At 68.7% G+C, this 13,517-nt stretch carries 9 protein-coding genes; 4 read left to right on the top strand and 5 right to left on the bottom strand.

Annotated elements, in window-relative coordinates; translation table 11 throughout:
• The first annotated feature begins 158 nt into the window (after positions 1–158).
• Positions 159–1,130 carry a serine hydrolase gene (locus tag P0M04_RS20820; protein WP_259447211.1) on the top strand — a complete coding sequence of 324 codons (972 nt, stop codon included), beginning with the start codon at positions 159–161 and terminating at the stop codon, positions 1,128–1,130.
• A gap of 69 nt (positions 1,131–1,199) precedes the next feature.
• Entirely contained in the window at positions 1,200–1,727 is a 528-nt protein-coding gene (locus P0M04_RS20815) for a DUF2939 domain-containing protein (protein WP_259447212.1), read from the top strand.
• Between the two features lie 20 nt (positions 1,728–1,747).
• On the opposite strand, the gene motA is transcribed toward P0M04_RS20815, so the two are convergent.
• Positions 1,748–2,608, bottom strand: a complete 861-nt coding sequence (motA, locus tag P0M04_RS20810; RefSeq protein WP_259447213.1) for a flagellar motor stator protein MotA — start codon at positions 2,606–2,608, stop codon at positions 1,748–1,750.
• 146 nt (positions 2,609–2,754) lie between these two features.
• On the opposite strand from motA, the gene P0M04_RS20805 reads away from it, so the two are divergent.
• Both P0M04_RS20805 and P0M04_RS20800 read left to right on the top strand, forming a co-directional pair.
• On the top strand, positions 2,755–3,690 hold the full coding sequence (locus P0M04_RS20805; RefSeq protein ID WP_259447214.1) for a bifunctional helix-turn-helix transcriptional regulator/GNAT family N-acetyltransferase: 936 nt from the start codon (positions 2,755–2,757) through the stop codon (positions 3,688–3,690).
• Complete coding sequence (locus tag P0M04_RS20800; protein ID WP_259447215.1) at positions 3,687–4,253, top strand: DUF1697 domain-containing protein; 567 nt, start codon at positions 3,687–3,689, stop codon at positions 4,251–4,253. The genes P0M04_RS20805 and P0M04_RS20800 overlap by 4 nt, the downstream gene beginning before the upstream one ends.
• Here the strand turns inward: P0M04_RS20800 and P0M04_RS20795 are convergent.
• From P0M04_RS20795 to recC, 4 genes are read right to left on the bottom strand one after another with little or no spacing between them, the layout of a single operon-like run.
• Positions 4,237–4,503, bottom strand: coding sequence for a UBP-type zinc finger domain-containing protein (locus P0M04_RS20795; RefSeq protein ID WP_259447216.1), 267 nt, complete (start codon positions 4,501–4,503; stop codon positions 4,237–4,239). The genes P0M04_RS20800 and P0M04_RS20795 overlap by 17 nt on opposite strands.
• A 9-nt stretch (positions 4,504–4,512) precedes the next feature.
• Positions 4,513–6,465, bottom strand: coding sequence for an exodeoxyribonuclease V subunit alpha (recD, locus tag P0M04_RS20790; RefSeq protein WP_259447217.1), 1,953 nt, complete (start codon positions 6,463–6,465; stop codon positions 4,513–4,515).
• Positions 6,455–10,093 carry an exodeoxyribonuclease V subunit beta gene (gene recB / locus P0M04_RS20785; protein WP_259447218.1) on the bottom strand — a complete coding sequence of 1,213 codons (3,639 nt, stop codon included), beginning with the start codon at positions 10,091–10,093 and terminating at the stop codon, positions 6,455–6,457. The genes recD and recB overlap by 11 nt, the downstream gene beginning before the upstream one ends.
• Positions 10,090–13,509: an exodeoxyribonuclease V subunit gamma gene (gene recC / locus P0M04_RS20780; RefSeq protein WP_259447219.1), complete on the bottom strand. Its 3,420-nt coding sequence runs from the start codon at positions 13,507–13,509 to the stop codon at positions 10,090–10,092. The genes recB and recC overlap by 4 nt, the downstream gene beginning before the upstream one ends.
• Between the last annotated feature and the right edge of the window lie 8 nt (positions 13,510–13,517).

Raw genomic sequence — 13,517 nt, 5'->3', positions numbered from 1 at the left:
TCGATATTTCACAGACAGACATTTACATATGTCAATCTTTGGTGCTATCTTCCAACTTTAGTGTTGCCGTATAGCATGCCGCTATCTGCCAACCCCGACGTTTTGATGTTCCGCCGCCGTCCGGCGCCCGACCATTAACCGTACCCAGACAACCATCCATGATCAAAAAATTCCTCGCTGCCGTAGTGATGACGATCTCCAGCGCAGCGGCCCTCGCCGTGCCGTTCGGATCGCAATCGGTGCTGGTGGTCGAAGACGACACCGGCAAGGTGCTGTTCGAAAAGAACGCCAGCACTGTCGCGCCAATCGCTTCGTTGACCAAGCTCATGACCGCCATGGTCGTGCTCGATGCCCACCAGGACATGAACGAGCCGATCGAGATCGAGAAGCAGGACGTCGACATGCTCAAGCACAGCACGTCGCGCGTCCCCGTCGGCGCCACCATTCCGCGTCGTGACGTGCTGCAGCTCGCGCTGATGTCCTCGGACAACCGTGCCGCCGCCGCGCTGGCGCGCACCTATCCGGGCGGCATCGACGGCTTCCGCGCCGCCGTCAAGCGCAAGATCGCCGCGCTGGGCATGACGCAAACCGTCATCGAGGAACCGACGGGCCTCTCCCCGAACAACCGCTCGACGGCCGCCGACCTCGTCAAGATGGCGACCGCGGCATCGAACTACGCGGAGATCACCCGCATCACGACGTCGTCGAAGGACCTGATCAACATCAAGGGCCGCGAAGTCGAATACCACAACACGAACCGCCTCGTCGGCGCCAAGGGCTGGGACATCGGCCTGTCGAAGACGGGCTACACGCAGGAAGCGGGCCGCTGCCTGATCATGCGCGTGAAGGCCGCCGGCAAGAACGCGACGATGGTGCTGCTGAACGCCGGCGCCTCGTCCGTTCGCGTCCTGGACGCCCTGAACATCCGCCGCCACGTGCTGGGCGACGCCGGCCCCGTGGCCACGCGCGCCGTGGCGACGACCGCGGCGTCCCCGCGCGTGCGCGCTTCCGCACGTGGCCCGCGCATCCGCGCCACCGCGGGCGGCCCGCGCATCCGTGCAACCGCCGGCAGCACCACGCGCCGCAGCCACAAGCACGTGACCGTCACGCGTCACCGCCGCCATCGCTGAGCTGGCGATTCATATGAATCCCAAAGGCCGGGACGGGCGACTGTTCCGGCCTTGTCGTTTGCCATGCCCATGAACCGTACCCGCATACTCACCGCCGGCGCCGTCGGCGCCCTCCTCGTCGTTGCCGCCACGAGCTTCGCCAGTCCGTGGTGGACGCTGCACAGCCTGCGTTCGGCAGCGGACCGCCACGATGCCGAAGGCGTCTCCGCCCTGGTCGACTTCCCTGCCCTGCGCGACAGCGTGAAGAGCCAGTTGCTCGGGTCGATCGCCCGGGATACGGGCAACGAGGGCGGCAATCCGTTCGCCGCGATCGGCAAGGCGTTCGCGCGCGTCGTCGCGGATCCGCTCGTGGACGCGATCGTGTCGCCGGCCGGCGTCGCGGCGATGGTCGAACACGGCAGGGTATCGATCGGCAAGCCCACCCAGGACGCCGGGACGCCCGCTGCGGAGCCGCCACGGGACAAGCCGCACTATGCGCTGCACTACCGCGGCTGGAGCCGGTTCGCCGTCACGGCGGAGAACGGCGGCAGCTTCGTGTTCCGGCGCGACGGCCTGTGGAGCTGGAAGCTGGCGGGTATCGAACTGCCGCGCGACTGAGATAGTCAGCGCGACAAGATTCAGCGCGACTTCAGCTGGCGCACGTGGCCTTCCAGTTCGGCGAAGGTCGGGCGCTCCGTGGCCGAGATGACCTTGCGGCCGAATTCCACGGCGATCGTCGGCGCGTAGCCGTTCATGGACGCCAGCAGCGTCACCTTCACGCATTGCAGGGCCTTGACGACTTCCTGGTGGCGCCGGTGCAGCAGGCTCCCGAGCGGCGCGACGAGGCCGTACGACAGCAGGATGCCGAGGAACGTCCCCACGAGCGCGGCCGCGATCAGGCCGCCCAGCTCCGCCGGTGGCCGGCCGATCGAGCCCATCGTGTGCACGACACCCATCACGGCCGCGACGATGCCGAACGCGGGCATGCCGTCGGCCAGTTTGTGGATCGCCTGCACGGGGATGTCGGCGTCTTCCTGGTACGTGGCGATCTCGTTGTCCATCAGGTTTTCCAGCTGGTAGCTGTTCATCGTGCCGGACACCATCAGGCGCAGGTAGTCCGTGATGAAATCCATCAGGTGATCGTCGAGCAGGATGATCCGGTACTTCGTGAAGATCGCGCTTTCGTAGGGCGCGTCGATCTCGTTCTCCAGCGCCATCAGCCCTTCCCTGCGCACCTTCGTCAGCAGGTCGAACATCAGCGCCATCAGCGCCATGTACAGTTCGCGGGTGTAGCGCGAGCCGTGGAACAGCATGGGCACGCTGTGCCACGTGAGGCCGATCGCCTTGCGGTCGTTGGCGATGACGAACGCGCCCAGCGCGCCGCCGAAGATCATCAGGAGCTCGTAGGGCTGGAACAGCGCGGCCAGGTGCCCGTCCTGCAGCACGAACCCGCCGAACACCGCCAGCAGCACGATCACGAAACCCACAACAATCAACATGATACTGCTCCGATAACTATTTCCAGACCACAACTTTAACATTGTTGCCATCAGGAAAGCAAAGGTTCGTGCTTGACGGTCGATAATGTTGACTCAGTCAGCAATCTCCCACACAATGGCCTTAAGGAAATTGCTGGAGTGTCCATATGACTTCCCTGTACGACGAACGGATCGCGGCGGTCCGCGGCTTCAACCGATTCTTCACCCGCCACATCGGCGTGCTGCGTGAAGGCCTGCTGCAAAGCGAATTCACGCTGACGGAACTGCGGATCCTGTATGAACTGGCGCACCACGGCGACCAGCAGCCGGCCGCGCTGTGCCGGGAACTCGGCCTGGACCGGGGCTACCTGAGCCGCATCGTGAGCAAATTCGAGGCGGCGGGCCTGATCAGCAAAGTCGATTCCGCGACGGACGGCCGGGCCAAGCTGCTCCGCCTGACGGCGCATGGACGCACCGTCTACGAACCCCTGGACCGGCGCTCGCGCGAAGAGGTAGGCGACATGCTGGCGCGCTTCGACGACACGGACCAGGCGCGCCTGCTGGATGCCATGCAGACCATCCGGAGTCTGCTCGACAGCCAGGGCGGCATGAAATTCGCGCAACCGTTCGTCGTGCGCCCCCACCGGCCCGGGGACATGGCATGGATCACATGCCGCCACGGTGAGCTGTATGCAAGACAGCAGGGTTGGGACGGCAGTTTCGAAACCCTGGTCGGCCAGATCTGCGAGGACTTCGAACGCCACTTCGACCCGGCACTGGAACACTGCTGGATCGCGGAACGGGCGGGAGAGCGCATCGGCTCGATCGCGCTGGCACGCGGCGACGAGGAAGGCGTGGCGAAACTGCGTCTCCTCCTCGTCGAGGAACAGGCCCGCGGGTTTGGACTCGGCTCGCACCTGGTCGACCTGTGCCACCAGTTCGCCCGCGCCGCCGGCTACCGCAAGATGCGCCTTTGGACCACGGACCAGCAGAAGGAAGCGCGCGGCATCTACCAGCGCAAGGGTTACCGGCTGGTCGCAGAGGACCCCGTGCATGCGTTCGGCCAGGACATGGTCAACGAGACGTGGGAGCTGGACCTGTGAAATTCGCGGCGTTCTTCCGCAATCTGAACCTGGGCCGTCCGCCCGCGCCGACCCGTACCGTGCTCGAGGCGGCCTTCACGGAGGCGGGAGCCGTCGACCCCTGCTCGTTCCTGACGAACGGCACGGTGGTATTCGAAGCGGGGTCGCCGGCCAAGGCCGCCCGCATCCTGAAAGCGGCCCAGGCCACGCTGCGCCGCGACGGCTTCGACGAACCGGCCGCGCTGCGCGACGTGGCCGGGCTGGCTGCGCTGGTCGCCAGCGATCCGCTGGCCGGCGTGGAGATGGACGAGGTCTACGCGCCGTGCGCCACATTCCTGATCGGGACGCCGGCGGATGGCGTGTCGCTGCCGTCGACCAACGCGAGGGGCGACATGCGCGTAGGCGATGTGCGCGTGGTGAGCTGGCACGACGGGATCCTGCTGTCGCTCACCTACAAGCTCGGCACCAGTGCGGGCAGTCCGAACGCGTTCGTCGAACGCACGCTGGACGTGCCGGCGACGACCCGCGTGTGGAACACGGTCGTCCGGCTCGTCCGCAAACATGCCGCTACACCGGATCCTTGACGACCCGGTCGACGTAGCACCAGCCCCACGTCTCCCCGTGCTCCTTCGAGCGGATCACGGGATGGCCCGTCGCATGGAAGTGCTTCGTGGCGTGCTTGTTCTTCGACTGGTCGCAGCAGCCGACGTGGCCGCACGTCAGGCACACGCGCAGGTGTACCCACGTGTCGCCCATTTTGAGACATTCCTCGCAACCGCCCGTATTGCCCTCGCGGGTCACGATGTGATGAAAGTGCTCGCAATCGTTGCTCATACCACCTCCCTATTGTTCGATCATCCCCCGGAGCCCGCTGGCCCGGTGCGTGCGCCGCAGGATCGCCTCGCCGAGCACGGCCGGCGCCGGCGTCGTCAACGTGAACTGGCGGCTGGCGCGCGTGATGCCCGTATAGACTAGCTCGCGCGCCAGCACGGCGCCCCCCTCTTTCGGCAGGGCCAGCACCGTGTGCGCGAACTCGGAGCCCTGCGATTTGTGGACCGTCATCGCATACGCCGTCTCCACGTGGCGCAGGCGCGTGGCCAGCACGCTGCGCACGTTGTCGCCTTCCAGGAACCACACGCGCAGCGAACCGGGACGGGCCGGATCCGGCAGTGCGAGGCCGATGTCGCCGTTGAACGTGCCCGTCGGGTAGTCGTTGCGGGTGACCATGACGGGGCGGCCCACGTACCAGTCGCTGCGCACGATCAGGCCGGCGTGCGCGAGACGCAGTTCGATCGCCTCGTTCAGGCCTTCGACGCCCCACTCGCCTTCGCGCACCGCGCACAGCACGCGGAACGCTTCGAAGCGCTGCAGCACGGCGCGCACCCACTCCTCGTGGTTCGCGTGACTGCCGCTACCTGCACGCAGCAGTTCGAGATACGGGCGATAACCCTCGTTCGCCAGCTGGATCACGTGGTGCTGGTGCGCGTGATCGATCCAGCGCAGCACGCCGGCCGCGTCGGGCGCACGCAGCGCCGCGGCCGCGCCGTCGACGTCGCCCGCGTTGACGGCCAGCGCCAGCTTGCCGATCGGACCGCCGAAGCGGCGGCTGTGGCGCAGCATCACGGTCTGCTGGGCGAGCGGGCCGCCCTGGCCCTCATACCCGGCCGGGATCGTCTCGCCGCTCGCGGCCTGCACGTACGCCAGCGTCTCCGCATCGTAGCGGCCGGCCTGCGCGTCGTGGCACAGGTCCCCCAGCACGGCGCCCGCTTCCACCGACGCCAATTGATCCTTGTCGCCCAGCAGGATCAAGGTGGCGCCCGCGGGCAGCGCGTCCAGCAGCGACGCCATCATCTCCAGGTGCACCATCGACGCTTCGTCGACGATCAGCACGTCCACGTCGAGCGGGTTGCCGCGGTGGTGCGCGAAGCTGCGCGTGTCCGGGCGCGCCCCAAGGAGACTGTGCAGCGTGCGCGCGGCGCCCATGCGCGCCGTCAGTTCGCGCAGCGGCAAGGCGCCGCCCACGCGGTCGGCCAGGTCGGTCAGCGCCTTGTCGATCGACTGCTTCAGGCGCGCCGCGGCCTTGCCTGTCGGGGCGGCGAGCGCGATGCGCTGGCGCGCGGCGTCCGGCGCCGTCGCGAACAACAGCGCCAGCAGGCGCGCCACCGTGTACGTCTTGCCCGTGCCCGGGCCGCCCGTGATGATGGCGAACGCGCCGCGCAGCGCGACGGCGCACGCGATGCGCTGCCAGTCGGGCGATTCGCCCGCGCGCTGGGCGCCGAACAGGGCTTCCAGCCACGTGTGCGCCTGCTCGATGTCGACGTCGCGGCGTTCCTGCGCGCGCATGCGCACGCACGTGGCGACCAGGGTCTCGTCGCGCCAGTAGCGGCGCAGGTAGAGCCGCGTGTCGTCCAGCACGAGCGGCTGGTCGTAATCGAGGTCGCCCACGCGCCACACCTGCTCGCACCCGGCCAGCTGAGACATCCACCCCTTCACGCCGCGCGGCAGCGGCTTGGCCGCCTTCGCCAACGCCTTCCAGTCCTCGTCGGCCCAGCCGAGCAGCGCGGCCGGATCGCCCACCAGGTCGTCCAGCATCAGGCAGCTATGGCCTCGCCCTTCCAGTTCGGACAGCACAAGGGACGCGAGCAGCAACGGCGTCGATCTGGCGCATGCGCCATCGCCCAGGCTCGCGACGAAGCGCGCGAATACGCCGGACAGCCGGCGCAGTTCGCCCGCTTCCGTCAGGCGTTCGACCTCGGCCCAGAACGTAGTCGTATCCCCGGTCGCATCAGGCTTCATGCGGCTCCCTTCCCAGCAGGCGATCCAGGCCGTCCAGCAGTTCCACGTCCGGCTCGATCAGGTAGCAGCCGTGCGTGGCCGGGTTGCCGATCCCGCGCAGGAACAGGAACACGGCGCCGCCCAGGTGCTCTTGCGGCGAATAATCGGCCCCGAGGCGTGCGCGCAGCAGGCGGTGCACGGCCAGCATGTAGATGGCGCCCTGGATGTCGTAACGGTGCTCGGCCATGCCGGCCGCCATCGCGGCCTGGGTGTACGCGGTGTCGCCCGGCCCCAGCGCATTCGATTTGTAGTCCAGCACCCAGTAGCGGCCGTGGCATTCGAACACGAGGTCCGTAAAACCCTTCAGCATGCCGTGCAGCTGGCGCTCCGGCAGGATCGGACGCGGCGTGTTCCCCAGCATGCGCTGGCGGCACAGGCGGTCGAGCGCGGCCACGTCCAGCTGGCGGCTCGGGAACCAGAATTCCATCTCGGCCAGCGGCGCGTCGATGTCCGCCAGCGCGCAGCCGACCGGAGGCAGCGGCGTGACGGCGATCATACGCAGCCAGGCCAGCGCGTCGTCGAGACGGTTGCCCCAGCCGGCACGCTGGATACGCTGTGCCAGACGCAAGCGGAATTGTTCGTCGTCGACCTGGCCGAAGCCCTCCTGCGCCATCCATTCCAGTTGCTCGTGCAGGAAGTTCCCGGGACCGGCGCCGCGCGGGAAGCGGTGCCACGGCGCGTCCTCGCTGTGCGTGACAGGCACGATGCCCGGGTCTTCCTCTTCCAGCAGGTTTTCTTCCTGCGGCCGCGTGGGCGGCGCGACGGCCACCGTGTTTTTTGTGAGCGACGTGAACGAACCCACGGCCCAGTTGCGCTCGAAGCGCGCCTCGAAGCGGGGCGGCTCCACGAGTTCCGGCCGCACGTCCTGCCGGCGCAACAGCGTGCAGCCGTCCGGGCTGGCCAGCGCATGCAATTCGATACCGTCGACATCGCCCCGCAGGTGTTCCCAGCGCTCGCGCACGGCAGCCGCGGGCACGGGCGTGCCGCCCGTCAACAGGTAGCCCAGTGCCGATTCGTGCAGCTGGTTCTCGCCCTTCTTGCGCGCCGCGACGGCCGCGACACCGAGCCACAGGAAATGGCGCGCCCGCGTCAATGCCACATACAGCAGGCGCAGGTCCTCTTCCAGGCGCGCACGGTCGACGGCCTCCATGGCCGCGTCGGACAGCGCCAGGTCGATACGGCGCTCGCCATCCTCTTCCACGTATTCGAAGAATGCGCGGTTGCGACGGTCCGTCTTGCGCGCGGTGACGGCGAACGGCAGGTACACGAGCGGATATTCCAGGCCTTTCGACTTGTGCACCGTGACGACCTTGACGAGCTCCGCATCCGACTCCAGCCGCAGCACGCGTTCGTCGCCGCCGTCTCCCATGCCTTCGGCCTGTTCGGCGAACCAGCGGATCAGCGCCTGTTCGCCGTCCAGCTCGCGGCTCGCTTCCTGCAGCAGTTCCGCGAGGTGCAGCAGATTCGTCAGGCGCCGCTCGCCGCCCGGCGCCGCCAGCAGCTTGGCGGGCAGGCCCAGTTCGTGGATGAAGCGGCGCAGCATCGCGAGCACGCCCTGCCGCTGCCACGACTGGTGCAGCGATTTCAGTTGCTCGACGCGGACTTCCCACGCCAGTTCGTCGCTCGCGAGCTGCGCCAGTTCCGCCAGCGGCAGCGCGCACGTCGCCGTCGCGAACGCGGCACGCGCAAGCGTGACGTCGAGCGGGTTCGCCACCGCCTGCAGCCAGCGCAGCACGTCGCGCGCCTCGTCGCTCTCCACCACGGAATCCTGGTCGGACAGGTACACGCTCGCGACTTTCCGTTGCACGAGCGCGCGCCGGACGGCCGCCGCCTCGCGCCGGTCGCGCACGAGGATCGCGATATCGGCGGGCATCAACCGGGTAAAGCGGCCGACATCGTCCGCGAAGCCGGCGCGTGGATCGTTCAGCAGCCGGACGATGTGCTCCGCGCAGTGCTGGGCGAAGAACTCCCGGTAATCGTCCGCGCGCAGGTCCTCGACCTCCGCGACGCCCACGGCCAGCGCCTGGAACGGGCCCTCGACGCCCACCAGTTGCTGCTTGCGTCCCGCCGCGTCGACCGCGTCGAACGGCAGCGGATTCTCCTCGCCCTTGCGGAAGCGGAACGCGCCGGCCGCGTAATTCCCTTCCGCGTGGCGGAACAGCTGGTTGACGGCGGCGACGAGCTGGCGCGTCGAGCGGTAGTTCGTGCCCAGCTGGTAGTGGCGGCCGTGCGTGGCCCGGCGGGCCGACAGGTAGCTGTGGATGTCCGCGCCGCGGAAGCCGTAGATCGACTGCTTCGGGTCGCCGATGAGGAACAGGCCGCGCGCGGGGTCGTTGTCGGCCACGCGGTACAGCAAATCGAAGATGCGGTACTGGTCGGGCGACGTGTCCTGGAATTCGTCGACCATCGCCACCGGATACTGGTCGAGGATACGGCGGCGCAGCGCCTCGCCGTTCGGTCCCTCCAGCGCATCCTTCAGGCGCACCAGCATGTCGGCGAAGCCGAACTGGTGGTTGCGGCGCTTCAATTCCGCCATGCGGTGCGCGATGGCGCAGGCGGCGTGGCGCAGCAGCGCGTGGGCTACCGGCGCAATCGCATCGAGTCCTTCCTTGAGCGCCGAAGTGTGCTCGAAGCACTCGGGAATCGGCGCGCTGTAATCCTTGCTGAACGCATCGAGGATGCCGTCGGGGGTGAGTCGCCCCCACAAGGCGTCGGTTAGTTGCGGATAGTGGGCTTGCGGATCGTCAGCCCAATGGCGCAACGCATCGAAACCCTTGGCGAGCGAGTCGGGGCGCATCTTGTTGCCGTTGAAGGCCTTCGGATTCACGCTCCGCTGCGCCGCGATCCACGACTCCATCGCATCCGCGCGCGCATGCCAGCCTTCCTTCAGCCGCTTCAACGCATCGCGCTGCTCGCGTTCGGCGTCGGCGATGACGGCGCCCAGCGGCCGGTCTCTCAGGTCGTCGATGCGGCCGGCGCGCTGCACCAACTCGCGCACGGAGCGTTTCAGCGCGTCGACGTCGCTCCAGCAGGACAGGAGGCTCGACAGCGCCGCGCCGGACAGCGGGTACACGTGCTGCCGCCAGTAATCGTGCGCCGCATCTTCGAACAGCGCGCGCTCGTCGCTGACGAGTTCTTCGTCGAACAGGCTGCCGCTGTCGAACGCGTGCTCGCGCAGCATGCGCTGGCACCACGCGTCGATGGTGAAGATCGCCGCCTCGTCCATCGTCTCGGCCGCGAGGACCAGCCTGTGCGCAGCCACGAGCCGGGACGCTTCGTCGTCGTACGCGTCGGCCAGCGCTTCCAGATAGGGATCGTCCGGCTCGATCTCGCCACGGAAGCATGCCGCCGCCTGCACGAGACGCTCGCGTACGCGGTTCGACAGTTCACGCGTGGCGGCGCGCGTGAAGGTCATGACGAGGATCTCGGGCGGCATCAGCGGACGGGTAAACCCGCTGTCGCCGCCGTGGCCCAGCACGAGGCGCAGGTACAGCGCGGCGATGGTCCACGTCTTGCCGGTGCCCGCGCTGGCCTCGATGAGGCGCGAGCCGTGCAGCGGGAAACTCAGTGCGTCGAGGAGCTGGCTCATGCCTCGCCTCCCTCGAAGCGGGTCACGGTCACGCTGTCCTTCAGCCAGGCGACGAGAGGACCGTACAACGCCTCCGCCACGAGCGGCCAGCCGCCGGCCGCGCGCAGCAGCGCGAACTCGGGCCACAGGCGCGCGAGGCACGGGTCCGTCACTTCGCCGTCGATCTCGAAGCCGCCGTCATACGTCTCGCGCGCATCGCCGCCGGAGAAGTGGGCCAGCGCCGTCTTGCAGGCAACGGGCAGCGGCCGGTCGAGGTTCGAACGCCACAGCGCCACCAGCGTCTCCAGTTGCGCGAGCGCCTGGCCACGCTCCAGCGGCGCCATCGCGAGGCTGGCGTCGCGCGCGACGAGCACCCCGCCCACGCGCTCGCCCATCGCGGCGGCGGCCAGCTGGCGCAGCCACGGGCCGATCAGTTTGTCGCCACGGGGCTCGCCCTTGCGGTCCAGCACCTTGGACGACATCTGCAGCAGCCACACGGTGTCCTCGTCGTTGCTGCGCAGGCGGTCGATCCAGTCCTCGATGCGTACGCCGCCCACGAGGGCGCTGACGACGAGTTTCGGCGCCGGTTTCGGATAGCGCGCGCCGGCTGCGAGCCACGCGCGGCGCACCGGCACGAGGTCGTCGACGAGCTGCTGCTGCCATTGCCGGCCCACGAGACCGATGGGCAGCACGCCTTCGCGCGCGAGCCGCGCCGCGCGCGTCTCCAGCACGTGGCGGACCTCGTGCGGCGCTTCCGGCGTGCCGCTGTCGTCGAGCAGCGTGTCTTCCAGGAAGTAGCGGTCGAGCGCGTCGAGCGAGAACGGTTCCTCGTCCTCGCCGACGACTTCCAGGTCCGCGAACGTCACGCCGAGGCGGCGGCGGAAGAAGAAGCGCGCGGGCTGGCGCAGGAAGCTCGCCACTTCGCCCAGGGTGAGGCGGTAGTCGGCATCCAGTTCGAACGGCGGCAAAGGATCGGAATCAAGCGCGTCGCCGACGCCTGCGGTCTCGGCGCCGTGCGCTGCGTCGGCGCCGTGCGCCGACCGCCACTCGCCCGCATACGTGAGCAGGCCGCCCCGCTCGAAGTAGCGGCGCGAGAACGGCTGCAGCGCGTGCACGGTGGTGCGTTCGGCCAGGTCGAGGTCCCAGCCGGCGGCCAGGTAATCGCGCAGCTGCGACACGAGCACGGACGCCGGCTGCTCCGTGTTGTCGCGTACGTTGCGGCCCACCCAGCTCACGTACAGCTTGTCGCGCGCGGCCAGTACCGCTTCCAGCATCAGGTAGCGGTCGTCGTCGCGGCGCGAGCGGTCGCCCGGGCGGGACAGGCCCGGCAGCGCCAGCAGGTCGAAGTCGGACTGGTGGCCGCGGCGCGGGAAGTCGCCGTCGTTCATGCCGAGCAGGCAGACGACGCGGAACGGCACGGCGCGCATCGGCATCAGGGTGCAGAACGTGACGCCGCCCGACACGAACTGGTGCGACAGCGCCGGCTGGTCCAGCTGGCCGAGCCACGCCTCGCGCATCACGGCGAGCGACACGGGTTCGTCGAACAGCGCGTTCTCGCAGATCTCCAGCCAGCATTGCAGCGCTTCTTCCAGCTGGTGCAGCATCAGGCGGTCTTCCTCGTTCGTCGCGCGGAAGAACCTTGCCAGCAGCGCGCGGGCGCAATCGCCCCACTTCATCGGCGTCTGGACGCGGTCGAGGTCTTCGCGCCACGCGAGCAACGCTTCGACCAGTTCCGCCAGCGAGCCCGCCAGCGCGGCGTCGAGGCCGCCCACTTCCGGATACGGTTCGATGTCGCGGAAGCTCGCGCCGTGGCCGGTCGCGTAGCCGAGCAGCATGCGGCGCACGCCGAACAGCCAGGAATTCTGTTCGCCGGCCGAGCCGAGGCCGAGTCCCGCGCGGTGGCGCTGGTCCAGGCCCCAGCGCACGCTGGCGCCCTCGATCCAGTGGCCGAGGATGGGCAAATCGGCTTCTTCCAGGCCGAAGCGGCCGGCCAGCGCGGGCACGTCGAGCAGGTCGCGCACCTCGCTCTGGCGGCAGCGCTGCTGCGGCAGGCGCAGCAGCCATTCCAGCGCGACCAGCAGCGGGTTCACGCTGCGGTCCTTCACGTCGCCGATCTCGAACGGGATGTAGCGCGGGTCGCTGCGCTTCTGCTGGTCGAACACGGCGTGGACGGCGGCCGAGAAGGTTTCGATGTCCGGCACCATCACGACGACGTCGCGCGGACGCAGCGGATCATCTGTCTCTTGCGCGAACCACGACAGCAGCTGGTCGTGCAGCACCTCCACTTCGCGCTGCGCGCTGTGGGCGATGTGGAATTCGATCGACCGGTCGTCAAGCGGCGGCGGCGTATGCGGGTGCTCGGACAGCGGCAGCAGGTCGCGCACGGCCGCCTGCACCTGGCCCAGCAGAGTCTCGGGCTCGTCGTCGGAAAACAGGTCGATGCGCAGGTTGCCGAATTGCGCGCCCTCGCCGTTGTCGAATTCGTCGAGCATGCGCACGAAGTCGCGGCCCTGCCGCCCCCAGCTCGCGAGCAGCGGGTGGCTGTGCGCATGCAGCTGCTCGACGGGGATCTCGGACAGGTCGCTGCCGTTGCGGTGCTGCTGCCGCTTGTACGCGGCACGCAGCAGTTCGCGGCCTTCGATGATGTCGCCCCAGTAGAACTGGCACGGGTTCGGCACGGCCAGCAGCACCTGCGTGTGGCGCGACAGGCCCGCCATCGCCTGGATCGTCTGGTACGGCAGGGTCGACATGCCGAACAGGATCACGCGGCGCGGCAGGCGCAGCACGGGTTCGCGGTCTTCCAGTACCGCCGCCATGAATTGCTGGTGGATCGTCGCGCGGCCCGACCAGCGCCGCTCCGGCGGCAGGCTCGCGTGGATCTCGCGCCAGAGCTGCGCCTGCCAGCACTGGTCCGGCGCCAGCGGGATGGGATCGCCGCCCGGACGGCGCAACTGGTCGCGGTCCTCGGCCCAATCCGTGAGCCAGTCGGCGCGGTAGACCTGGTACTGGTCGTACAGATCGGCGAGGCGCTCGGCCAGCTGCAGGCGGCGCTCGGCGTCGCCGTCGGAGAGAAAATGACGCAGCGGTTCGAACTTATCCTTCTGCAGCAGCTCGGGCAGCAGGCGCATGAGGCGCCACGTGAGCGCGTCCTTGTCGAACGGCGAGCGGCGCGGCACCCGTTCCGGGCCCAGCATGCCGCGGTACGCCTCCCACTGGAAGCGCGCCGGCAGCGCCACGCGCGTGGCCGCGCACACGCCCAGCTCTTCCGCCAACGCGATCTTGAGCCACTCGGCGACGCCGTTGGACTGGACGAGCATGATCTCTTCTTCCAGCGGACCGAGCGGATTGTCGCGCAGCCAGTCGAAGACGGCAGCACGCAACAGCTCCATCTGGTTGCCGTGGAGGATGAGGAGGCCGGGACGGATCGGGGATGGCATGGCGGGAC

Origin of the sequence: Telluria mixta, from assembly GCF_029223865.1 — a bacterium.
Classification (GTDB): domain Bacteria; phylum Pseudomonadota; class Gammaproteobacteria; order Burkholderiales; family Burkholderiaceae_D; genus Telluria; species Telluria mixta.
The sequence above is the reverse complement of the archived record's forward strand: the minus strand, read 5'-3'. Positions and strand labels throughout refer to the sequence as shown.

Coding starts and splice junctions, on each gene's coding strand:
- recB (WP_259447218.1), bottom strand. CDS start 10,093: ATGAGCCAGCTCCTCGACGCACTGAGTTTCCCGCTGCACGGCTCGCGC.
- recD (WP_259447217.1), bottom strand. CDS start 6,465: ATGAAGCCTGATGCGACCGGGGATACGACTACGTTCTGGGCCGAGGTC.
- P0M04_RS20820 (WP_259447211.1), top strand. CDS start 159: ATGATCAAAAAATTCCTCGCTGCCGTAGTGATGACGATCTCCAGCGCA.
- recC (WP_259447219.1), bottom strand. CDS start 13,509: ATGCCATCCCCGATCCGTCCCGGCCTCCTCATCCTCCACGGCAACCAG.
- P0M04_RS20815 (WP_259447212.1), top strand. CDS start 1,200: ATGAACCGTACCCGCATACTCACCGCCGGCGCCGTCGGCGCCCTCCTC.
- P0M04_RS20805 (WP_259447214.1), top strand. CDS start 2,755: ATGACTTCCCTGTACGACGAACGGATCGCGGCGGTCCGCGGCTTCAAC.
- P0M04_RS20795 (WP_259447216.1), bottom strand. CDS start 4,503: ATGAGCAACGATTGCGAGCACTTTCATCACATCGTGACCCGCGAGGGC.
- motA (WP_259447213.1), bottom strand. CDS start 2,608: ATGTTGATTGTTGTGGGTTTCGTGATCGTGCTGCTGGCGGTGTTCGGC.